Consider the following 20,824-nt stretch of genomic DNA (forward strand, 5'->3'; position numbering starts at 1 on the left):
GCCCGGTACCGCAGGCGCGTCGCTCGTCATGACCGCCCTGGATGCGGGCCGTCCGACCGGGCCGCCGTCATGACCCTCCCGCATACCGGCCGGGCGCTTGCCGACGCGGCGCCCGTGCCGTACTGGCTGGACCGCCCGGAGCGCCCCGACCCGCTGCCGCCGCTCACCGGCGCGCAGACCGCCGACCTGCTGGTGATCGGCGGCGGGTACGGCGGGCTCTGGGCCGCCCTGGAGGCCAAGCGGGCCGAGCCGGACCGTGACGTGCTGCTCGTCGACGCCGGGACCTGCGGGTGGGCCGCCTCCGGGCGCAACGGCGGGTTCTGCGCCGCCTCGCTCACCCACGGCCTGGCCAACGGCGTCGACCGGTTCCCCGGCGAGATCGGCGAGCTGGAACGCCTCGGCCGCGCCAACCTGGACGCGATCGCCGCCACCGTCGCGGAGTTCGACATCGACTGCGACTTCGAGCGCACCGGCGAACTGGCCGTCGCCGTCGAGCCGTACCAGCTCGACGGGTTGGCCGCCGACGCCGAGCTGGCCCGCCGGTACGGCCACCGGGTGCGGCTGCTCGACACCGACGAGGTGCGTGCCGAGGTGAACTCGCCGACGTACCTGGGTGGCATGGTCGACGCCGACCGGGTCGCCATGGTGGACCCGGCGAAGCTGGCGTGGGGTCTGCGCCGCGCCTGCGTCGACCTCGGCGTACGCGTGCACGAGCACACCCGGGTCACCGGGCTGCGCGCCGACGGCCCGGCCCTGCGCGCGGCGACCGCCGGCGGGCTGGACAACGCGCCCGGCTCGGTACGCGCCCGCCGGGTCGTGTTGGCCACCAACGCGTTTCCGCCGCTGCTGCGCCGGCTGCGCGCGTACGTGGTGCCCGTCTACGACCACGTGCTGATGACCGAGCCGCTCAGCCCGGCGCAGCGCGACGCGATCGGCTGGCGCAACCGCCAGGGCCTGGCCGACACCGGCAACCAGTTCCACTACTACCGGATCACCCGCGACGGGCGGATCCTCTTCGGCGGCTACGACGCCGTCTACCACTACGGCAACCGGGTCGCCCCGAAGCTGGAGCAGCGCCCGGCCACCTTCACCGCTCTCGCCAACCACTTCTTCACCACGTTCCCGCAGCTCGCCGACGTGCGCTTCAGCCACCGCTGGGGCGGCGTCATCGACACCTGCACCCGGTTCTGCCCGTTCTACGGGACCGCGTTCGGCGGTCGACTGGCGTACGCGGCCGGCTACACCGGCCTCGGCGTCGGCGCCACCCGCTTCTCGGCCCGGGTGCTGCTCGACCTGCTGGCCGGCGGGGACACCCCGCTGACCCGGCTCGATCTGGTCCGCCGCAAGCCCCTGCCGTTCCCGCCGGAACCCGTCCGCGCGGTCGGCATCAATCTCACCCGCCGGTCGATGGCCCGCGCCGATGCGCGTGAGGGCCGTCGCGACCTGTGGCTCCGTACTCTCGATCGTCTTGGTTTGGGGTTTGATTCCTGATGCGTGTCCTGCTCGTCGGCGCCGGTGGCGTCGGCTCCGCCGCCGTAGCCATCGCCGCCCGACGCTCCTTCTTCGAGACGATGGTGGTCGCCGACCATGACCCGGACCGCGCCGCCCGCGCGGTGGCCGGGCACGGCGACCGTTTCGTCGCCGCCCAGGTGGACGCCTCCTCGGCCGACGCGGTCACCGCGCTGTGCCGGGAGCACCGGATCACCCACGTGCTCAACGCCGTCGACCCGCGCTTCGTCATGCCGATCTTCGACGGTGCGTTCGCGGCCGGCGCGGACTACCTCGACATGGCGATGTCGCTGTCCCACCCGCATCCGTCCCGCCCCTACGCCGAGACCGGGGTGAAGCTCGGCGACGACCAGTTCGCCGTCGCCGACCGATGGGCGGCGGCCGGCCGGCTGGCGCTCGGCGGCATCGGCATCGAGCCCGGCCTGTCCGACATCTTCGCCCGGTACGCCGCCGACGAGCTGTTCAGCGAGATCGACGAGATCGGCGTCCGGGACGGGGCGAACCTGACCGTCGACGGCTACGACTTCGCACCCTCGTTCTCCATCTGGACCACGATCGAGGAGTGTCTCAACCCGCCCGTGGTCTGGGAGGCCGACCGCGGCTGGTACACCACCGAGCCGTTCAGCGAGCCGGAGGTCTTCGACTTCCCGGAGGGAATCGGCCCGGTCGAGTGCGTCAACGTGGAGCACGAGGAGGTGCTGCTCATCCCGCGCTGGGTGAAGGCGAAGCGGGTCACCTTCAAGTACGGCCTCGGCGACGAGTTCATCGACGTGCTGAAGACGCTGCACAAGCTCGGCCTGGACTCGACGACGCCGGTCAGCGTGCGCGGCGTGCAGGTGTCCCCGCGCGACGTGGTCGCGGCCTGCCTGCCCGACCCGGCCACCCTCGGCGACCGGATGCGCGGCAAGACCTGCGCCGGCACCTGGGTGCGTGGCCTGGGCCCGGACGGGCAGCCCCGGGAGGTGTACCTCTACCACGTGGTCGACAACGAGTGGTCGATGCGCGAGTACGGCCACCAGGCGGTCGTCTGGCAGACCGCGGTGAACCCGGTGGTGGCGCTGGAACTGCTCGCCACCGGCGCGTGGTCCGGCGTCGGCGTGCTCGGCCCGGAGGCCCTGCCCCCGGTGCCCTTCCTCGACCTGCTGACCAGCTACGGCTCGCCCTGGGGGATGGAGGAGCGATGAGCCGCTACGGTGCCATGTACGGGCCGGACATCACCTTCCTCGGGGTGGACCGGTGCGCACTCGACGACCCATCGTCGTACGCGGACGCCGACATCGTCATCGTCGGCGCACCCTTCGACGGCGGCACCTCGCACCGGCCCGGCACCCGGTTCGGGCCGTCGGCGATTCGCCAGGCGTGCTACCTGGCCCACGACGGCTCCCGCCCGTCCCTCGCGCTGCGCGTCGACGCGCTGCGCGACCTCCGGGTGTACGACGCCGGCGACGTCGAGATGTTCTCCGGCGACATCGAACGGTCACTGGCCGCTCTGGAGGCGGCCGTCTACGCCGTGTCGTCCTCCGGCGCCATCCCGATCGTGCTCGGCGGGGACCACTCCATCGCGCTGCCGGACGCGACCGGGGTGGCCCGCCAGCACGGGCACGGTCGGGTGTCGCTCGTGCACTTCGACGCCCACGCGGACACCGGCGAGATCGAGTTCGGCTCGCTGCACGGGCACGGCCAGCCGATGCGTCGCCTCATCGAGTCCGGCGCGGTACGCGGCGACCGGTTCCTCCAGATCGGGCTGCGCGGCTACTGGCCCGGCCCGGACATCCTGTCCTGGATGGCCGAGCAGCGGATGCGGTCGTACGAGATGACCGAGCTGGTCGCCCGCGGGCTGGACCCGTGCCTCACCGAGGCGTTCACGATCGCGGTCGACGAGTGCGAGGGGGTCTTCCTCTCCGTCGACGTGGACGTCGTCGATCCCGGGATGGCCCCCGGCACCGGCACCCCCGAACCGGGTGGCCTGACCTCCCGGCAACTGCTCGACGCGGTCCGCCGGGTCTGCTACGAGCTGCCGGTGGTCGGGGTGGACGTGGTCGAGGTCGCGCCGCCGTACGACCACGCCGACATCACCGCCTACCTGGGCAACCGCGTGGTCCTAGAGGCACTGTCGGCGATCGCCCGACGCCGGCGCGACGCCGCGGGCGGGCCACCGTGGAACCCCCACCAACCCCTCCTGGACGCCCGCTGACCAGCGCATTGACGGCAACTCGACACGTCGACGCCGGACCCGGACCTCCTCTGTGGAGCGGTCGTTATCGTGGCCAATAATTGGTGATTCGCGGATTTGCTGCCTGAATGCGCGGCACGATCAGCCGTGCCCGGTCCGGCCAAGTGGTTGCCTGACCTGTCGTCCCGTCGCCGGTCACGAGCGCGATGGTGGATATTGCACGCAGTGTTTGCGACGACACTCATCGACGTGACGATGCAACCACCGCCGAATCCTGGCCCGCCGCACGTGCCGCCGTTCGGCCCTGGGCCCCGCCTGCCCGCCGCCCAGAGCTGGTTCCGCCGGGCCAGTCCCGCCAGCCGCGTCGCCGTCATCCTCGGCTCGGTGGCCCTGTCGTTCCTGCTGCTCTGCTGCGCCGGCACCGCGATTGTCAGCGCCCTGGCCGGCGAACCGGAGCCCACCCGCACCGGCACCGCGGCCGAGCAACCGCAGCAGCCCATCGTGGCGGCACCCGCCGAGCCGACCGAGGAGGCCCCCGCGCAGGAGGTGTCGCCGGTCGCCGCACCCTCCACCGCGTCGGTCTCGCCGAGCCCGTCCAGCGCCGCGCCGGTGGTGCAGGTGACGACCGTGACGGAGCGGGCCACGATCCGGTACGCCGAGCGGACCGTGAAGGACTCCTCCCTGGCCGAGGGCAAGCGGGTCGTCCGAACCAAGGGCGTCAACGGTACGAAGACACTGACGTACGAGGTGACCACCACGGACGGGGTGCGGACGGCCCGGAAGCTGGTGAAATCCGTTGTGACGAAGCAGCCGGTGACCCAGGTCGTCGCCGTCGGCACCAAGAAGGCCGCGCAGGCGAAGTGCGACCCGAACTACAGCCCCTGCGTCCCGATCGCCAGCGACGTCGACTGCCTGCCAGGCAGCGGCAACGGCCCCGCCTACGTTCGCGGCCCGGTCAAGGCCATCGGCACCGACATCTACGACCTCGACCGCGACAACGACGGCTACGGCTGCGACTAACCGCGCCGCGTCGGCCCTGCCCCGCGTGCCCTGAACCGAGTCGATCATGGAGTTGTGGTGCCCGGTAGACGATGGTTCAGGAGTTCTGTCCGGCACCACAACTCCTTGATCGACGCTGTGGTGGAGGTCGATGCGCATAGCACGGGTGGGCTTTGTTTGGGGGTTGTGCACAGGGCGCTCGGGTATCCACAGATTCCTGGGTCGGGGCGGAATGCCTGGGGCGGGGCGCGGCAGTCTCTGCCGCATGGCACAGGATCAGTATCGATACGCGGAGTTACTCGCCGCCGGCCTCAGTCGGGAGCAGGTGCGCAGGCTGGTTGGGCTGTCCCGCCTGCACCGGTTGACGCGGAGCGTCTACACGCCCTCGGCCGACCCAGCCGCGCGACTGCCGGCGATCTTTCGGCGGTTGCCTGAGACTGCCGTCGTCGGCTTCCATACCGGTGCACAGTTGCACGGCTTCGGCGACGTCCGCAGTTTCGACGTGCACATCATTGTGCCGGCCGGCGAGAACGTCCCGCAGATGCGGGGAGTCGTCGCCCACGAGGCGGTGCTGCCGGTACGCGATACGGTGCTGCTGGGCGGAGTGCCCTGTGCCCCGGCCGCCCGTTGCGCGGTCGACCTAGCCCGGTCACTGCGCCGAATGGACGCGATGCCGCTGCTGGACCTGTGCCTTCGCGTGGGTGCCTGCCGATCCGAGGAACTCAGGGCGGAGGTCGCTCGGCACAAACGCCTCCGTGGCGTCTGCCAGGCGCGTGAACTCGTGCCACGCGCCGACCCGCGGGCGGAGTGCCGGCAGGAGAGTCAGCTTCGCCTGGTGTTGATAGATGGCGGCCTGCCACCGCCGGAGCCACAGGTCTGGGTCCCGGACGGTCATGGAGTGCCGCTCTACCGCCTCGACCTCGGGTACCGGCGCCGCAAGGTCGGCGTCGAGTATGACGGATCGTCCCATTTGGACCGCGACCGTCTCCGGCATGATCGTTCCCGATCGAACTGGCTAGCCGCAAACGGCTGGAAAATCCGCCACTTCACGGACCTGGACCTCTACCGCCGCCCCAACCACATCATCAAAACCCTGGTCCCCCTCCTCCACCCCTAACCCCCTCCCCGCCCCACGCTCCCCAAAGCCGATCATGGAGTTGTGGTGGCTGACGAAAGGTGTAAAGCATCCCTTGCTGCCCACCACAACTCCATGATCGACGGGGCGGGGGCGGCCCACACGCAGCGGTCGCGAGTGACCTAGGCGGCGAGGCGGGAGCGGATGAGGAAGCGGAGACCGTCGGGGGCCTCCAGGGAGAAGCCGCTGCCTCGGCCCGGGACCACGTCGACGGTGAGCCTCGTGTGTTTCCACAACTCCCACTGGGCCGACGACATCCAGAACTCGACCGGCTCCGGCACCCCGTCTACGGCGAGCGAGGCGAGCAGGACATCGGACGATCCGGTGCGGAACTCGCCTGCCGGGTAGCACATCGGGGCACTGCCGTCGCAGCAGCCGCCGGACTGGTGGAACATCAGCGGCCCGTGCCGCTCCCGCAGCGACCGGATCAGATCGGCCGCCGCGGGGGTCACGGAGACGATGGACATCAGAAGAAGCCGAGCTTCTGGGTCGAGTAGCTGACCAGCAGGTTCTTGGTCTGCTGGTAGTGCTCCAGCATCATCTTGTGGTTCTCCCGGCCGATGCCGGACTGCTTGTACCCGCCGAACGCGGCGTGCGCCGGGTACGCGTGGTAGCAGTTGGTCCACACCCGCCCGGCCTGGATCGCCCGCCCCGCCCGGTACGCGGTGTTCATGTCCCGGGTCCAGACGCCCGCGCCCAGCCCGTACAGGGTGTCGTTCGCGGTCTTCACGGCGTCGTCGAGGTCGGCGAAGGAGGTCACCGAGACCACCGGTCCGAAGATCTCCTCCTGAAAGACCCGCATCGAGTTGTCGCCCTCGAAGATCGTTGGCTGGACGTAGTACCCGCCCGACAACTCGCCGCCCAACTCCGCCCGGGATCCACCGGTGAGCACCTTCGCACCCTCCTGGCGGCCGATGTCCAGGTAGGACAGGATCTTCTCCAGCTGGTCGTTGGAGGCCTGCGCGCCGACCATCGTGTCGGTGTCCAGCGGGTGGCCCTGCACGATCCGGCCGGTCCGCTCCACCGCCGCGGCGAGGAAGTCCGAGTAGTGGCCCTGCTGGATCAGCGCCCGCGACGGGCAGGTGCAGACCTCGCCCTGGTTGAGGGCGAACATGGTGAAGCCCTCGAGCGCCTTGTCGAAGAAGTCATCACGGGACGCGCTGACGTCGTCGAAGAAGATGTTCGGGCTCTTGCCGCCCAGCTCCAGGGTGACCGGCTTGATGTTCTCACTGGCGTACTGCATGATCAGCCGCCCGGTGGTGGTCTCACCGGTGAACGCCACCTTGGCCACCCGTGGCGAGGACGCCAGCGGCTTGCCGGCCTCCACGCCGAAGCCGTTGACGATATTGAGCACGCCCGGCGGCAGCAGGTCCGCCACCAGCGACAGCCAGTAGTGGATCGAGGCCGGGGTCTGCTCGGCCGGCTTGAGCACCACGGCGTTGCCGGCGGCCAGCGCGGGCGCCAGCTTCCAGGTGGCCATCAGGATCGGGAAGTTCCACGGGATGATCTGCCCGACCACGCCGAGCGGCTCGTGGAAGTGGTACGCCACGGTGTCGTCGTCGATCTCGCCGAGCGAGCCCTCCTGCGCCCGGATCGCCCCGGCGAAGTAGCGGAAGTGGTCGATCGCCAGCGGGATGTCGGCAGCCAGCGTTTCGCGGATCGGCTTGCCGTTCTCCCAGGTCTCGGCGATGGCCAGCGACTCCAGGTTGTCCTGCATCCGGTCCGCGATGCGATTGAGGATCAGTGCCCGTTCGGCCACCGAGGTGCGCCCCCAGGCGTCGGCGGCGCCGTGCGCGGCGTCCAGGGCCTTCTCCACGTCCGCGGCGGTGCCCCGGGCCACCTCGGTGAAGGTCTGCCCGGTGACCGGGGTCGGGTTCTCGAAGTAGCCACCGCCGTGCGGCTTGACGTACTCGCCGCCGATGAAGTGGTCGTAACGGGACTGCCAGTGGGTGGGCGCGTCGTAGCGCGTCATGGTTACCTCCGCCGTCGTGGTGCGGTGTCGGCGGCGAGGCTAGTTTCGGGGACGTTGCAGCAACGTTGCGCGTGGTAGGTCGTACTCCGTGGCGAGCTGGTGGATGCGGGCGAGCGCGAGCGGCCGGCGGGCCGCGCCCACCGGTAACGCCCGCGCCAGGGCCTGCCACGCGGTCAGGTCGTCGGCGCCGGCGGGCGTCGCGGTCCACGCCGCGAGCAGCGCCGGGTCCGCGGCGGCCAGCACGGCCGCGCGGAGCTGGCCGTCGATGAGCCGGCGCAGTCGCGTGACTCCCGGCGCGTCCGAGCCGGGCAGCAACGGCCCGGAGTACGCGTCGAGCGCGCCCGCCGGATCGCCCTGGTCCAACCGGTCGGCGACCGTGGTGAAGTCGGCGCGGACGGTGCCGTGCAGCCGGTACGGGCGGGAGTCGAGCAGCTCGGGGCCGAGCACCCGGCGCAACCGGGACAGCTCCGCGCGCAGGGTGACCGGCAGGAGCCGGTCGTCTCCGTACACGTCGAGGCCGAGCTGTTCGCCGGTGCGCCCCTCGGGATGGTGCAGCAGCAGCACCAGCAGCTCGCTGTGCCGGCGGCCCAGCCGGATGCGCCGCCCGTCGACCCGCAGTTCCGCCTCGTCGCGGCCGAGCGCGGTCACGGTGACGACGCCGGGCTCCACCGGTCGGTCGGTGGCGAGCTGCGCCTCGGCGGCCCGGGCGGTGGCCCGGACCAGCGCCAGGCTGTGCGGGTTGGCCAGGTGGTCGCCGCCGGTGATGTCGACCGCGCCGAGCAGTCGCCCGGTGGCCGGGTCGTGGATCGGCGCCGCCGCGCAGGTCCAGCGCTGCACCGGCCGGATGAAGTGCTCGGTGGCGAAGATCTGCACGCTGTGGTCGACGGCCAGTGCGGTGCCGGGGGCGTTGGTGCCGGCGTGCCTCTCGTCCCACAGGGCGCCGGGCACGAAGTTCATCCGCTCGGCGTGCCGGCGCACCCCCGGGTGGCCCTCCACCCAGAGCAGCCGCCCGTACGCGTCGCAGACCGCCATCAGGTGCGCGCCGTCCTGGGCGATGCCGCCGAGCAGGTCCCGGAAGAGCGGCAGCACCCGGGCCAGCGGGTGCGCGGCCCGGTAGCTCGCCAGCGCGTCGTCGGTCAGGTCGACCGGCGGAGTTGCCTCCGGGTCGAGTCGGGCGGACCGTTCCCACGACCGGCGTACCACCTCCCGCACCCGGCGCGGCGCGGCGCCGGCGGCGAGGAACGCCTCGTGGGCCGCGCCGACCTGCGCGATCCGCTCGGCCGGATCGACGCCGAATTCCAGGGCGAGCCACGGGTCAGCCATGGGGCGACCTCCTCGGTCCCCATCGTGACGCAGCTCACCCTCGATCGCCAACCACACCAGGTGCGGACCCGTCGAACTGGCCGCCACGGCGATCGGTGCCCGTGTCGGCTGAACGGTAGGTCCCTCCCGTCCGTACCACGCGGTGAAGAACACACCGAGGACGGGAGTGACGGCGATGAGGGTGCAGCGCAAGCACGTGCTGGCGGCGACCGTGGCGGTGCTCGCCGCGGCGGGAGTGGCGGTGGGGACCGGGTTCGGGTTCGCCGACACCGCACCCGCGCAGCAGTCCGTCTGCTCGGGCTCGGTCACCTTCTCGGCCGAGGGCGGGGCCCCGGCGGCGACCAGTGACCGGTTCCCGGTGGGCACGCGGCTGCGGGTGACCAATCTGGACAACAACCGGGCGGCCACGGTGACGGTGACCGGCCCGTCGGGCAGTTGTGTGCTGCTCAACGCCGCCGCGATGGAGCTGGTGCGGGAGCCGGGCAAGAACGTGATCCGCCGCAACGTGGTGCAACGGCTCGACGGCGAGGCCGCGCCGCCCGCCGCGCCGCCGGCCGCCGGCACGGTCCGACCCGGCGCAGCGTCTCCCGGAGCGCCCGGCCCGGCGCCCCGCTCGGCCTGCTCGGGGGCGATCACCTTCTTCGCCGAGAATGCCGCGCCGGCGGCGACCAGCGGGCAGTTCCCGGTGGGCACCCGGCTGCGGGTGACCAACCTGGACAACAACAAGGCCACCACGGTCACGGTGACCGGCCCGTCGGGCAGCTGCGTGCTGCTCAACACCGCCGCGATGGACCAGATCCGCGAGCCGGGCAAGAACCTGGTCCGCCGCAACACCGTCGAGGTGCTTCGCTGACCCTGCCGTGCGGAAGGGCCCCTTCTCGGGAAGGGGCCCTTCCCTCGGTCAGCCGAACGCGGCGTCGAGGATGTCGGCGCCTCTGGTCAGGTGCTCGTCGGAGATCACCAGCGGGGGCAGGAAGCGCAGCACGTTGCCGTACGTGCCGCAGGTCAGGGTGAGCAGGCCGGCGGCGTGGCACGCGGCCGAGATGGCCGCCGTGGCGGTCGGGTCGGGGACGAGGGTGCCGGGCTGCACCAGCTCCACGGCGAGCATCGCGCCGCGCCCGCGTACCTCGGCGATGCGGGGGTCCCGCTCGGCGATGGCGCGGAGCCGGGGGGCCAGCACGGACTCGATCCGACGGGCCGCGCCCGCCAGGTCCAGCTCGTGCATGGTCTCGATGGTGGCCAGCGCGGCGGCGCAGGCGATCGGGTTGCCGCCGTACGTGCCGCCGAGCCCGCCGACGTGCACCGCGTCCATCAGCTCGGCCCGACCGGTCACCGCCGCGAGGGGCAGGCCACCCGCGATGCTCTTGGCCAGGGCGACCAGGTCCGGTTCGACGCCCTCGTGCTGGCAGGCGAACCAGTCGCCGGTACGGCAGAAGCCGGTCTGGATCTCGTCGGCGACGAACACCACGCCAGCCGCTGTCGCCCAGGCTCGCAGCGCCGGCAGGAAACCGGGCGCGGGCACCACGAAGCCGCCCTCGCCCTGGATCGGCTCGATGAGCAGCGCGGCGACGTTCTCGGCGCCGACCTGCTTCTCGACCATCTCGATGGCCCGCGCGGCCGCCTCGGCGCCGGAGAGGCCGCCGTCGCGCAGCGGGTACGACATCGGCACCCGGTAGATCTCCCCGGCGAACGGCCCGAACCGGTGCTTGTACGGCATGTTCTTCGCGGTCAACGCCATGGTCAGGTTGGTCCGGCCGTGGTACGCGTGGTCGAACACCACCACCGCCGGTCGCCCGGTGGCGTGCCGGGCGATCTTGACGGCGTTCTCCACCGCCTCGGCCCCGGAGTTGAACAGGGCCGAGCGCTTCTCGAACCCGCCCGGTGTCAGCGCGTTGAGCTGCTCGCACACCGCCACGTACGACTCGTACGGCGCGACCATGAAGCAGGTGTGGGTGAACCGTTCCACCTGCGCGCGGACCGCCTCGACCACCCTCGGCGCGGAGTTGCCGACGCTGGTGACGGCGATGCCGGCGGCGAAGTCGATCCACTCCCGCCCGTCGACGTCGGTGAGCGTGCCGCCCGACGCGGAGTCCACGTAGGACGAAATGACACTGCCCACGCCCCGGGCGACGGCACCACCGCGCCGCTTGTGCAGTTCTTCGGAGGATGTCATCGCCTCAGCCCTCGAGGTTGTGCATGACGTGCTTGATCCGGGTGTAGTCCTCCAGGCTGTAGACCGAGAGGTCCTTGCCGTGCCCGGAGTGCTTGAAGCCGCCGTGCGGCATCTCGGAGACGAACGGGATGTGCGTGTTCACCCAGACGCAGCCGAAGTCCAGCCGCCGGGTCATCCGCATCGCCCGGCCGTGGTCCCGCGTCCAGACCGACGCCGACAGGCCGTAGTCGACGCCGTTGGCCCAGCGCACCGCCTCGTCCTCGTCGGAGAAGCGCTGCACGGTGATGACCGGCCCGAACACCTCGTCCTGGATGATCTCGTCGGCCTGGCGCAGCCCGGACACCACCGTCGGCGCGTAGAAGTAGCCGCGCTCACCCTGCCGGGAGCCGCCGGTCTGGATCGCCGCGTGGTCGGGCAGCCGGTCCACGAAGCCGCTGACCCGGGCGAGCTGGTTGGCGTTGTTCAGCGGGCCGTAGAGCACGTCCGCGTCGTCCGGTGCGCCGGTCTTCGTGTTGCGGGCCTGCTCGGCCAGGGCCGCCACGAAGTCGTCGTGGATGCCCGGCCCGGCCAGCACGCGGGTCGCCGCCGTGCAGTCCTGACCGGCGTTGAAGTAGCCGCCCAGCGCGATGGCCTCGGCCGCCGCCGCCACGTCCGCGTCGTCGAAGATCACCACCGGGGCCTTGCCGCCCAGCTCCAGGTGGGTGCGCTTCAGGTCGGGGGCCGCCGCGGCGGCGACCTCCATGCCCGCGCGGGTCGAGCCGGTGATCGACACCAGCTGGGGGGTCGGGTGCGACACGAGGGTACGACCGGTGTCCCGGTCGCCGCAGACCACGTTGAACACCCCCGGCGGGAAGAACTCGGCGGCGATCTCGGCGAGCAGCAGCGTCGACACCGGCGTGGTGTCCGACGGCTTCAGCACCACCGTGTTGCCGGCGGCGAGGGCCGGGGCGATCTTCCACACCGCCATCATCAGCGGGTAGTTCCACGGGGTGACCTGGGCGCAGACACCGATCGGCTCGCGCCGCACGTACGAGGTGTGCCCCGCCATGTACTCGCCGGCGGACCGCCCCTCCAGCAGGCGGGCTGCCCCGGCGAAGAACCGGAACTGGTCCACCGCCGGCGGCAGCTCCTCCTCGGCCGTGAGCTGGCGCGGCTTGCCGGTGTTGCGGACCTCGGCGTCCACCAGTTCGGCCGCGCGGGCCTCCACGGCGTCGGCGAGCCTGAGCATCGCCCTCTGCCGCTCGGCCGGGGTGACCTCCCGCCAGCTCTCGAACGCGGTGGCGGCGGCGGTCATCGCCGCGTCGATGTCGGCGGCCCCGGAGACCGGCGCCTGGGCGAACACCTCGCCGGTGCAGGGGTCGACCAGATCGGCGTACCCGCCGTCGGCCGGTTCGACGTAGGAGCCGTTGACAAAGTTGCGCAGCTGCTGCTGGTCACTCATGACGGGATCACTCCGAGGGGGGCCGGGGATGCGGTGTGCGGAGGTTATCGCAATCTTCCTGCCATCTTCGCTACTGAATTCGCGGCAGACAAGGGATACGGCCACTGTTTCCGTCGGCGGTTGTCTCGTCTACGCTGCACGGCGTGGAGCCCGCAGACTTCTTCGTCGCCTCCCGTCCCGCCTCCGGTGAGGGCGAGCTGACCGTTCACCATCCGTACGACGGCCGCACGGTGGGGCGTACCACCTTTGCCACCCGCGACCAGGTCGACGCCGCCGTCGCGGCGGCGGCCGGTGTGGCCGCGCAGGCCGCGGCCCTGCCCGCGCACGCCCGGGCGGCGGCCCTGGACCACGTGTCGCGGCGGCTCGCGGAGCGCGCCGACGAGGTCGCGGCGCTGATCACCGCCGAGAACGGCAAGCCGGTGAAGTGGGCGCGCGCCGAGGTCGGGCGGGCGGTGTCCACCTTCCGGTGGGCCGCCGAGGAGGCCCGGCGCTTCTCCGGTGAGCTGCAACGCCTCGACACCGACCCGGCCGCCAGCGGGCGGATCGCCCTGGTCCGGCGGGTGCCGAGAGGGCCGGTGCTCGGCATCGCGCCGTTCAACTTCCCGCTCAACCTGGTCGCGCACAAGGTCGCGCCGGCCATCGCGGTCGGTGCGCCGATCATCGTCAAGCCGGCCCCGGCCACGCCGCTGTCCGCGCTGCTGCTCGGCGAGCTGCTGGCCGAGACCGACCTCCCCGCCGGCATGTTCTCGGTGCTGCCGCTGCCCAACGACCGCGCCGCCGAACTGGTCGCCGACCCCCGGCTGCCGGTCGTGTCGTTCACCGGGTCGGGGCCGGTCGGCGCGGCCATCCGCCGGCAGGTCCCGGAGAAGCACGTGACGCTGGAGCTGGGCGGCAACGCGGCAGCGGTGATCTGCGCGGACTGGGCGGCCGACGAGGACCTGGACTTCGCCGCGCAGCGCATCGCCACCTTCGCCAACTACCAGGCCGGCCAGTCGTGCATCGCCGTGCAACGCGTGTACGTGCACCACGCGCTGCATGCCGACTTCCTGCCCCGGCTGGTCGCGGCGGTCCGCGCCCTGCGCACCGGAGATCCCGCCTCGGAGCTGACCGACGTCGGGCCGATGGTGTCCGAGGAGGCGGCCCGCCGGGTCGAGACGTGGGTGGCCGAGGCGGTCGGGGCCGGCGCCACCGTCGAGGTGGGCGGCGTGCGGGACGGCGCGACGTACCCCCCGACCGTGCTTACCGGTGTGCCCGCCGATGCCAAGGTCGTCGCCGAGGAGGTGTTCGGGCCGGTGCTGGTGGTCACCCCGGTCGCCGACGACCAGGCCGCGTTCGCCGCGGTCAACGGCTCGGCGTACGGGTTGCAGGCCGGCGTGTTCACCCGGCGCCTGGACGTGGCCTTCTCCGCCGCGCGGGTCCTGGAGGTGGGCGGCGTGATCGTCGGCGACGTGCCGTCGTACCGGGCCGACCAGATGCCGTACGGCGGGGTCAAGGGCAGCGGCGTCGGTCGGGAGGGGCTACGCAGCGCGATGGACGACTACACCGAGGTGCGGGTCATGGTGCTGACCGGGCTGGCGCTCTAGCTCGGGTCCGCCGGCCAGGTGCCGTCGTCGCCGACCCGGGCGGGGGCGCGGCCGAGCAGCAACGTGGTGAGCGCGGCGTCGATGGTGTCGCCGAGGAACCACTCGCCGGCCTGGTCGAGGGCGAAGACCCGGCCGCGCTCGTCGACGGCGAGGATGCTGTCCTGCTGCTCGGTGCCGATCGGAAAGAGCCGCACGCCGAGCACCGCGCCGAAGTCCGCGAGGGTGTCGGCGGTGTGCGCGATGGTGTGCGGGCGGATGTCGAAGCGCGAGATCCACACCTGCGCGCCCGGGCCCCGCCGCGCGCCGACCAGGCTGGGGAACGCGGTAAGCGCCTCCACGGCGGCGGGAAAGACCTCGTGCTGGTGGACGGCCCCCGGCACGGCGGTGACGTCCCGCACGCCGGCGGCGGCCATGATCTGGTCACCGATGTGCGGTCGCCAGCCCGCCGCCACCAGCGCGTTGGCCACCTCGGGCGAAAAGCGGCCCGGGTCCGGGTCCGGCTCCGCCGGTGCGAGCCACGTCTCGGTGTAGGCCCGCGCCGACTCCGGTAGAACGTTGGCGCTCACCAGGAAAGAGATGCACGAGTCGCAGGGTCGCTCCGCGGCGCCACCGGCCGGGTCACCCGGCTCGCGGATCCGGAAGATCTCGAAGCGCGCCGCCTCCAGCAGGGCTGCCGCCTCGGCCCGCCCCATCGGCTCGATGCCCTCGGCGGCCCGGCGGTGGTCGTACTCGTGCAGCACGTCGGAGACCACGATCAGCTCGGCGTGACACTCGGCGCCGCGGACCAGCTCGCCCGGAGGCCGCTCGTCCAGGTAGCTGCGGACGAGTGGGTGGTGGTTCAGCGCGACGGCGCCCTTCGTGCCCTGGGCCGTCCAGATGCGACCGTCGAGGGTCAGGTGTGCCACCGTGTTCGGCATCGGCGCGCGACGGATCTCCCGGATCAGCAGACTCGACGCGTCGACGGTGCGGGGGGCCGTCGGCCCGCTGGGCTGACTGCGCCGGTACAGGTCCGCCACCACTTCGGTGGGCACGCGGGGCCAGGTGGTGACCTTTCCGGTCCGCCTGTCGATGACGGTCGTCGGCAGATCGCCGGGGATCGCCCGCACCTCGTTCGACACGATCGAGGTGACGACGAAGCCGAGGTCGAACTCGTCGACCACCGGGGTGCACTCGTGGCCGAGGCGCTGCGAATCCCGGCGCGCCCACGCGGACGCGAGCTGCTCGGCCTGCTGACGGTCGATCACACATCGAAACTACCGGACTACACGAATCGATGGCGGCCGGTATGGTCTTCCCTACCGACGGTGACGGGAGGAGCGGCGGTGAGCGAACGCGTGGACCGGGACGCCAATCGCGAGCTACGGGCCCGATTCGACGACGTGTACGGCCAGTATCAGCAGCTCAGGTCCGGTTTGGACACTCTGCAGGCGCGGCTCGCCCAACTGCGGGTGACCCGGCGCTCGCCGGACGGCCACGTCACGGCGACCGTCGGCGCGCAGGGTCAGCTGGTCGAGGTCGTCCTGGCCCCGGCGATCTACCGGGACCGCGACGCGGAGGCGCTGAGCCGGAAAGTCACCGAAACGGTCCACGCCGCCGTGGCCGCCGCCACCCAGGCCACCCAGGACCTGGTCGTCGAGACCATGCCGGCCGGTGCCGGCTCGGCGGAGTTCCTGCGTACCGGCGATTTCGGCGCGTTGCTCGGCCGCGCCGACGCCGTGCTCGGCCGCGGCGAGGGGCCGGCATGACCGACGGCCAGCTCTGGCTCGACGCGTCCCGCGCCCGGCGCGGTGGCACCGACCTGGCCCTGTCCGGCGAGGCGGTGACGGCCAGCCGGGCAGCGGAGGGCGGCGAGATCGAGGCCGCCAGCGGCGCCCGCCCGTGGGGGCGCGACGACATCGGTGCCGCGTTCGAGCGCAGCTACCGCGGCATCGAGCAGACCGTGCTGCGCGCCTGGGCGGGCGTCGGACAGCGGCTCACCGAGCTGGGCGCCGACGTGGTCAGCGCCGTCGACGCGAGCGTGCAGACCGACCAGAGCAGCGCCGCCCGGCTCGACCGGGCCGCCGACCAGCGCTGACGGCGGGTCGATCCGGATGAGCGTGCTGCCCAGCCCGATCCCGCACCCGCTCGACTACGCGCCCTGGGACGTTCCCGGCTGGATCTACGAGGCCCTCGACTGGGCGGTCGGCGTGCAGTGGCCCGAGGGCAACGAACGGGCCGTCTGGGACGTCGCCGACCGGTGGTACGCGGTCGCCGGCGTCCTCGCCGGTCCGCACGCCGACGCCGCAGCGGCCGCCACCGAGGTACGCAGCGGATACGGCGGTGTCGGAGCCGTCGACGCCGCGTTCGAGGCGGCCTGGCGTGGGATCACCGAGGGTGCTGACGCGCCCCTGCCGGTGCTCCTCGCGGTCACCGCCGATCTGGGTCGCCTGGTCGAGGAGTGCGGCTGCGACATCGAGGGCGCCAAGCTCGAAGTCTGGATCGAGCTGGGCATCCTCGTCATCGAGCTGCTCTCGGTGGCGGTGGCGGCGCTGCTCACCGCGGGTGCCGCATCCCCGGCCGCCGGCGCGGCCATCACCGCCACCCGGCTGCTGATCCAGCAGATCTTCAAGCGTCTGATGGGCCAACTGGCGAGCAAGGCGCTGCGGCGGGGGCTCAAGGAGGCCGGCGAGCGCGCCGCCAAGGAGGTCGCCAAGGGTGGCCTGCGCGGCCTCGCCAAGCGAGCCACCCGGGAGGGGCTGGAGGAGGCGGCCGAGGAGTCCGGGATCAGCCTGGCCACCCAGGCGTACCAGAACTCCACCGGCCGGGCGCACGGCGTGGACCTGACCGACCTGGGCGCGTCGGCGGTCGGCGGGCTCGCCGGGGGAGCGGTCGCGCCACTGGCGGGCCTGGGCCGTCACGCGACCGGCCGCGCGGCGCGCATCGGCGAGCACCTGGGTCGGGAGATGACCGGCGAGATGTTCGCCGAGAGCGCCGCCAGCATCGCCACCGGGCAGGGCCTGACCTCGGTGGAGGACGCGGTACGCGCCGCCGCGTCCGGGGCCACCGGATCGGCGACCGGGCAGACCGACCACGCCCTGCAGGCCCGGCTGCACGCGCAGGCCAACGCCCTCGCCGGAGCGTCCTTCACCGGCCCGTCCCTTCCGATCCCCACCGCGCCTCCGCTGGATGCCTCGCCCCCGGAACTCGCGGCGTCCTCGCCTGCGTCTGCGTCGTCTTCAGCCCTGGGGCCGCTGTCTGGGGCTGCGTCCTCCCCGGGGTCTCCCGTGGCGGATGTCGCCCAGCAGGCGGGGGCGGACGTTGTCGGCTCGCCGGTGCCGGCGGCACCCGACGCGACGTCGTCGGGCGTTGGCCACGGCACGAGTCCGGCGCTCTCCGCTGTCGCGGCGGATCCCACGCTCTCGGCCGTCGCGGCCCCGGGGCTTCCTGCTGTCGCGGCGGATCCCCTGCTCTCGGCCGTCGCGGCCCCCGTGGCCGGCGCCGTTGACCCGAACGGCGGGCCGGTGGCGGGGGCTGGGCCGGCGGTCGGCGCGTCGCCGGGGATCGCCTCGGGTGCGGTCGCCCCGGGCACCAACGGCACGGTTGCCGTGCCCCCGTCGACCGGCCCGTCGCCGGCTTCCGTGCCCCCGTCGACCCTGCCGTCGGCCTCCGTGCCTCCGTCGACCCCGCCGTCGTCGGCTTCGGTGCCGCTGTCGACCGGCCCGTTAGCGGGGGGCCTTTCCCCGTCGGCGGCGGCGAGCACCGTGGGGCTGGCGACGCCGGTCGCGTCCGCCGGTCCCGCGTCGACCGTCGCCCCCGGAACGGCGTTTCCGTTCACGTCCACCGGCCCGGTGGCCGGTACGACGCCCGATGCCGCCGGCAGGCCCGGCGGTGGCGCGGTCACCGGTGCGGCGGTGGGCCGGCACGCCGTACCCACGCGGTTCTCGACGCGGGAGGCGCCCGCGCCGGCCCGCGTACCCCGGCAACGGGCTCGCGGCCGGGCCTCGGTTCCCGTCGACGTGCTCGCGTTCGGCGACCCGTCGGTGTCCGTGACCGAGAGCGACGGGTACGCCGCTCGGTGGGTGGCCGAGGCGGAGGCCGCCGAGCGGCGGCGCTACCAGGGCCACTACGAGTCGCAGCGGACCGGGTTCGAGAACAATCGCCGGCAGGCGGAGGCCGCCCGCCTGCGGACCCGCGCCGCGGAGCACGACCGCAGGGCTGTCGAGTACGCGAACTACGCCCGACAGTTGCACCAGGCGGGGCACCGGCAGTGGGCCGACGGCTGGCAGCGGGCGGCGAACGACGAGACACGCGCGTACGCCCAATGGCGTGACCTGGCCGACGACGTGCTGGCGGGCATCAGGGCGCCGGCGGTCGTGGACCTCGCCGACGGCGCTTTCGCACACGCCAACAGCGACGTGGGCGCGCTCGCGCTCGGCGCGGTGGAGACCGCCGGCCCGTCCCGGCTCACCGGCGACGACGTACCCCCGCCGATCGACGACTCCCGGCCGTACGGGCAGCCGGGCGGGCTCCGGCCGCCGCTCGCCCTGCACCAGGTCGACGTCGAACGGCAGATGCCCCGCGACCTCGACGGCGCTGTCCTGCGTACCGCCGACCCCCGTCGGGGCGGCTGGTTCGGCCTCCTGAACGACGGCGGCCCCCAGGCCGACGCCACCCGGGGCATCAACTGCCTGGACTGCACCCTGTCGCTGTTCGAGACCTGGGTGCACGGGCGGCCGCGGGTGTCCGCGCCGCGCACCTTCGACGGCTACCTGGACGGCGACACCCGACGCCCGATCCGCGGTGAGGCGGGTGGCCCGGGCCGGGTGGAGGACGTGACCGGCGGACGTTTCCTACGCGTCCTCGCCTCGCCATCCGACCAACGGGCACACCCGGCGCAGGCGCGGCAGGCCGCTGACCGGGGGTACGCCAACCTGCACGACCAACTGCTGCTGGGAGGCCACGGCAGCTACGCGTTCCTGATCACCGAGTGGGCGGGCGGCGGCTCGCACGCCTGGGTGGCGCTCAACCAGAACGGCACGGTGCTCTACGTCGACCCGCAGACCGGCCTCGTGCGGGACCGGCCGCTCTACCCCGACGTGGTCGGCATCGACGCACTCATGCTGGGCGGGGACGGCCGGCCGATGCCGCTCGGCGGGCTGCCCCGAGGCCGGTTCAGTGAACGTCCCGACCTGCCGACCCACCCACCGGCGTACGACGACGGCGGCCATGGCGACCCGTACATCAACCGGATGTACCTGCTGCTCGACGGGCCGGGCTCGGTGGCGGGTGCGGGTGATGGCGGTGCGGACATGGGCGATTCACGTCGGCCGACGTCCGATCTCGCACAGCTCGCGCCCGGAGAGCTGGCCGCGCTGACGGAGCTGCGCGACCGTGCCCTGGCCGCCGCCGACTGGGTCGAGGATGCGTTGGCTCAGGTCGGACGGAGCGTGACCGGCGCGCTCGACCTCACTGATCCGATCCGGCTCCGGGACCGAGAGTTTCGTGTCAAGGGGCTGGAATCCTTGGCGCGGAAGTACCTCGACGAGGCGCGCGTGGCCTCGCCCGATGCCACTGACTTCGTGGAGAGCGTCAATGACGCATTAAGATTCTGCCTCGAGATGCCGTCGGGCCAGCACTACAGCAACGCCGTTGACCTGGTACTCGCCGGCCTGGTCGAAGCTGGCTTCTCGGTGCCGAGTTCAGCCTGCAAGAATTTCTGGCGGCAGGGCAATCGATTCTACGGATTGAACTGCACCCTTCGGTCGCCGGACGGGATGCTGATCGAGTTGCAGCTGCACACGCCCATCTCGCGAGAAGCCTGGCTGGCGACCCATGAGGAGTACGAAGTTCTGCGGCGTTCGTCGAACGGCCCAGAACACCGAGTTGGCGCGCTCCTGCGGATGCTCGCCGCGAATCGAGCGCGCGGTCTGCCGGATTCGCTCCCGGACGGGCTCGATCTACGCTTCCCCGCCAAGGACGCCACCTTCGCAAAGTGGATCAGCCAAAACGTTGACGTCTGGCGCGAGTACCAGGCCTGGCTTGGTCGGCAGGGGACGAGCCTCCCGCAGGTTGTGCAAGGGCTGGGACTAGGACTTCGCGACTTTCCCGTAGCACCCCAGGTGGTCGAAGAGTTGGAGCACGAGGTTGTTGAGCTACTACGTGATCTACCGGATTGATGGGCAGGGGCCGCCGGCAGGGCTCTTCGTCATGGATGCGGGTCTTGGCCAAGCTGTTCTCTGGGACCATCGCGCTCGGACGTGGGCCTACGATCCCGGACTCGTGGTGCGTTTCCTTGATGACTATCGCAACGTGGACCGCTACAAGAATGTGAGCCGTGCTGCCGCTGAGGCAGTGGCGGCAGCAGTCACCGGCGGCGAGAGGTTGCCGGACGAAGATTCAATCCGCGCCATGTTCAGACGGCGACGGTGAGCGCTGAGGCCGAGACATTCCCCATGTCCAAGGGCCCTATCGCCCCTCCTGCCACCGGTGCCGCTGGCCAGGACAGGCCCGTGGGCGCGCGGCGGTTGCCGAGGTGGA

The 20,824-nt window shown here is 72.4% G+C and carries 17 protein-coding genes; 11 read left to right on the forward strand and 6 right to left on the reverse strand.

Translation table 11 applies throughout. The features are described from left to right. Nucleotides 1-69: 69 nt before the first annotated feature. The 5 genes from AB0J68_RS00700 to AB0J68_RS00720 all read left to right on the forward strand — a co-directional run bounded on the left by AB0J68_RS00700 (nucleotide 70) and on the right by AB0J68_RS00720 (nucleotide 5,798). A complete protein-coding gene (locus AB0J68_RS00700) occupies nucleotides 70-1,491 on the forward strand; it encodes an FAD-dependent oxidoreductase (protein WP_355063036.1) in 1,422 nt (473 codons plus the stop codon). Then, nucleotides 1,491-2,693 (forward strand): saccharopine dehydrogenase C-terminal domain-containing protein, encoded by a 1,203-nt coding sequence (locus AB0J68_RS00705; RefSeq protein ID WP_355063038.1) that lies wholly within the window; start codon nucleotides 1,491-1,493, stop codon nucleotides 2,691-2,693. The genes AB0J68_RS00700 and AB0J68_RS00705 overlap by 1 nt, the downstream gene beginning before the upstream one ends. Next, complete coding sequence (gene speB, locus AB0J68_RS00710; protein WP_363935227.1) at nucleotides 2,690-3,703, forward strand: agmatinase; 1,014 nt, start codon at nucleotides 2,690-2,692, stop codon at nucleotides 3,701-3,703. Before AB0J68_RS00705 ends, speB begins: the two co-directional genes overlap by 4 nt. Before the next feature lie 234 nt (nucleotides 3,704-3,937). Continuing rightward, on the forward strand, nucleotides 3,938-4,702 hold the full coding sequence (locus AB0J68_RS00715; RefSeq protein WP_363935261.1) for a G5 domain-containing protein: 765 nt from the start codon (nucleotides 3,938-3,940) through the stop codon (nucleotides 4,700-4,702). A 244-nt stretch (nucleotides 4,703-4,946) separates the two neighbouring features. Beyond that, complete coding sequence (locus AB0J68_RS00720) at nucleotides 4,947-5,798, forward strand: DUF559 domain-containing protein (RefSeq protein ID WP_363935228.1); 852 nt, start codon at nucleotides 4,947-4,949, stop codon at nucleotides 5,796-5,798. Between the two features lie 140 nt (nucleotides 5,799-5,938). Here the strand turns inward: AB0J68_RS00720 and AB0J68_RS00725 are convergent, their stop codons facing one another. Genes AB0J68_RS00725 through AB0J68_RS00735 form a run of 3 tightly spaced genes read right to left on the reverse strand, consistent with a single transcriptional unit; the run spans nucleotide 5,939 to nucleotide 9,111 of the window. Next, entirely contained in the window at nucleotides 5,939-6,286 is a 348-nt protein-coding gene (locus AB0J68_RS00725) for a DUF779 domain-containing protein (RefSeq protein WP_354854319.1), read from the reverse strand. Then, nucleotides 6,283-7,788, reverse strand: coding sequence for an aldehyde dehydrogenase (adh, locus tag AB0J68_RS00730; RefSeq protein WP_354854273.1), 1,506 nt, complete (start codon nucleotides 7,786-7,788; stop codon nucleotides 6,283-6,285). The genes AB0J68_RS00725 and adh overlap by 4 nt, the downstream gene beginning before the upstream one ends. Nucleotides 7,789-7,827: 39 nt before the next feature. Beyond that, a complete protein-coding gene (locus AB0J68_RS00735) occupies nucleotides 7,828-9,111 on the reverse strand; it encodes a GAF domain-containing protein (RefSeq protein ID WP_355063046.1) in 1,284 nt (427 codons plus the stop codon). 175 nt (nucleotides 9,112-9,286) lie between these two features. Between AB0J68_RS00735 and AB0J68_RS00740 the strand changes: the two genes are divergently transcribed. Continuing rightward, a complete protein-coding gene (locus tag AB0J68_RS00740) occupies nucleotides 9,287-9,964 on the forward strand; it encodes a hypothetical protein (RefSeq protein WP_363935230.1) in 678 nt (225 codons plus the stop codon). A 48-nt stretch (nucleotides 9,965-10,012) separates the two neighbouring features. On the opposite strand, the gene gabT is transcribed toward AB0J68_RS00740, so the two are convergent. Both gabT and AB0J68_RS00750 read right to left on the reverse strand, forming a co-directional pair. Then, nucleotides 10,013-11,284 (reverse strand): 4-aminobutyrate--2-oxoglutarate transaminase, encoded by a 1,272-nt coding sequence (gabT, locus tag AB0J68_RS00745; protein ID WP_363935232.1) that lies wholly within the window; start codon nucleotides 11,282-11,284, stop codon nucleotides 10,013-10,015. 4 nt (nucleotides 11,285-11,288) lie between these two features. Then, nucleotides 11,289-12,725: a gamma-aminobutyraldehyde dehydrogenase gene (locus tag AB0J68_RS00750; RefSeq protein ID WP_363935234.1), complete on the reverse strand. Its 1,437-nt coding sequence runs from the start codon at nucleotides 12,723-12,725 to the stop codon at nucleotides 11,289-11,291. Nucleotides 12,726-12,868: 143 nt separating this feature from the next. Between AB0J68_RS00750 and AB0J68_RS00755 the strand changes: the two genes are divergently transcribed. Next, the gene (locus tag AB0J68_RS00755) at nucleotides 12,869-14,308 is read left to right on the forward strand and encodes an aldehyde dehydrogenase family protein (RefSeq protein WP_363935235.1); all 1,440 of its coding nucleotides are present in this window, start codon (nucleotides 12,869-12,871) and stop codon (nucleotides 14,306-14,308) included. Here AB0J68_RS00755 and AB0J68_RS00760 read toward each other — a convergent pair. Continuing rightward, nucleotides 14,305-15,552: an SUKH-3 domain-containing protein gene (locus AB0J68_RS00760; protein ID WP_363935237.1), complete on the reverse strand. Its 1,248-nt coding sequence runs from the start codon at nucleotides 15,550-15,552 to the stop codon at nucleotides 14,305-14,307. The two genes, AB0J68_RS00755 and AB0J68_RS00760, sit on opposite strands and share 4 nt — an antisense overlap. A 78-nt stretch (nucleotides 15,553-15,630) precedes the next feature. Here AB0J68_RS00760 and AB0J68_RS00765 point away from each other — a divergent pair, with 78 nt between their 5' ends. The 4 genes from AB0J68_RS00765 to AB0J68_RS00780 are packed head-to-tail and all read left to right on the forward strand — an operon-like array spanning nucleotide 15,631 to nucleotide 20,716. Next, entirely contained in the window at nucleotides 15,631-16,053 is a 423-nt protein-coding gene (locus AB0J68_RS00765; RefSeq protein WP_363935238.1) for a YbaB/EbfC family nucleoid-associated protein, read from the forward strand. Further along, nucleotides 16,050-16,382 carry a hypothetical protein gene (locus AB0J68_RS00770; RefSeq protein WP_363935240.1) on the forward strand — a complete coding sequence of 111 codons (333 nt, stop codon included), beginning with the start codon at nucleotides 16,050-16,052 and terminating at the stop codon, nucleotides 16,380-16,382. The genes AB0J68_RS00765 and AB0J68_RS00770 overlap by 4 nt, the downstream gene beginning before the upstream one ends. A gap of 16 nt (nucleotides 16,383-16,398) precedes the next feature. Next, on the forward strand, nucleotides 16,399-20,463 hold the full coding sequence (locus AB0J68_RS00775; protein WP_363935242.1) for a toxin glutamine deamidase domain-containing protein: 4,065 nt from the start codon (nucleotides 16,399-16,401) through the stop codon (nucleotides 20,461-20,463). Then, nucleotides 20,435-20,716 carry a hypothetical protein gene (locus tag AB0J68_RS00780; RefSeq protein WP_355063054.1) on the forward strand — a complete coding sequence of 94 codons (282 nt, stop codon included), beginning with the start codon at nucleotides 20,435-20,437 and terminating at the stop codon, nucleotides 20,714-20,716. Before AB0J68_RS00775 ends, AB0J68_RS00780 begins: the two co-directional genes overlap by 29 nt. Nucleotides 20,717-20,824: the final 108 nt, after the last annotated feature.

It is taken from the genome of Micromonospora sp. NPDC049580, assembly GCF_040675595.1.
In the GTDB taxonomy this organism is placed as follows: domain Bacteria; phylum Actinomycetota; class Actinomycetes; order Mycobacteriales; family Micromonosporaceae; genus Micromonospora.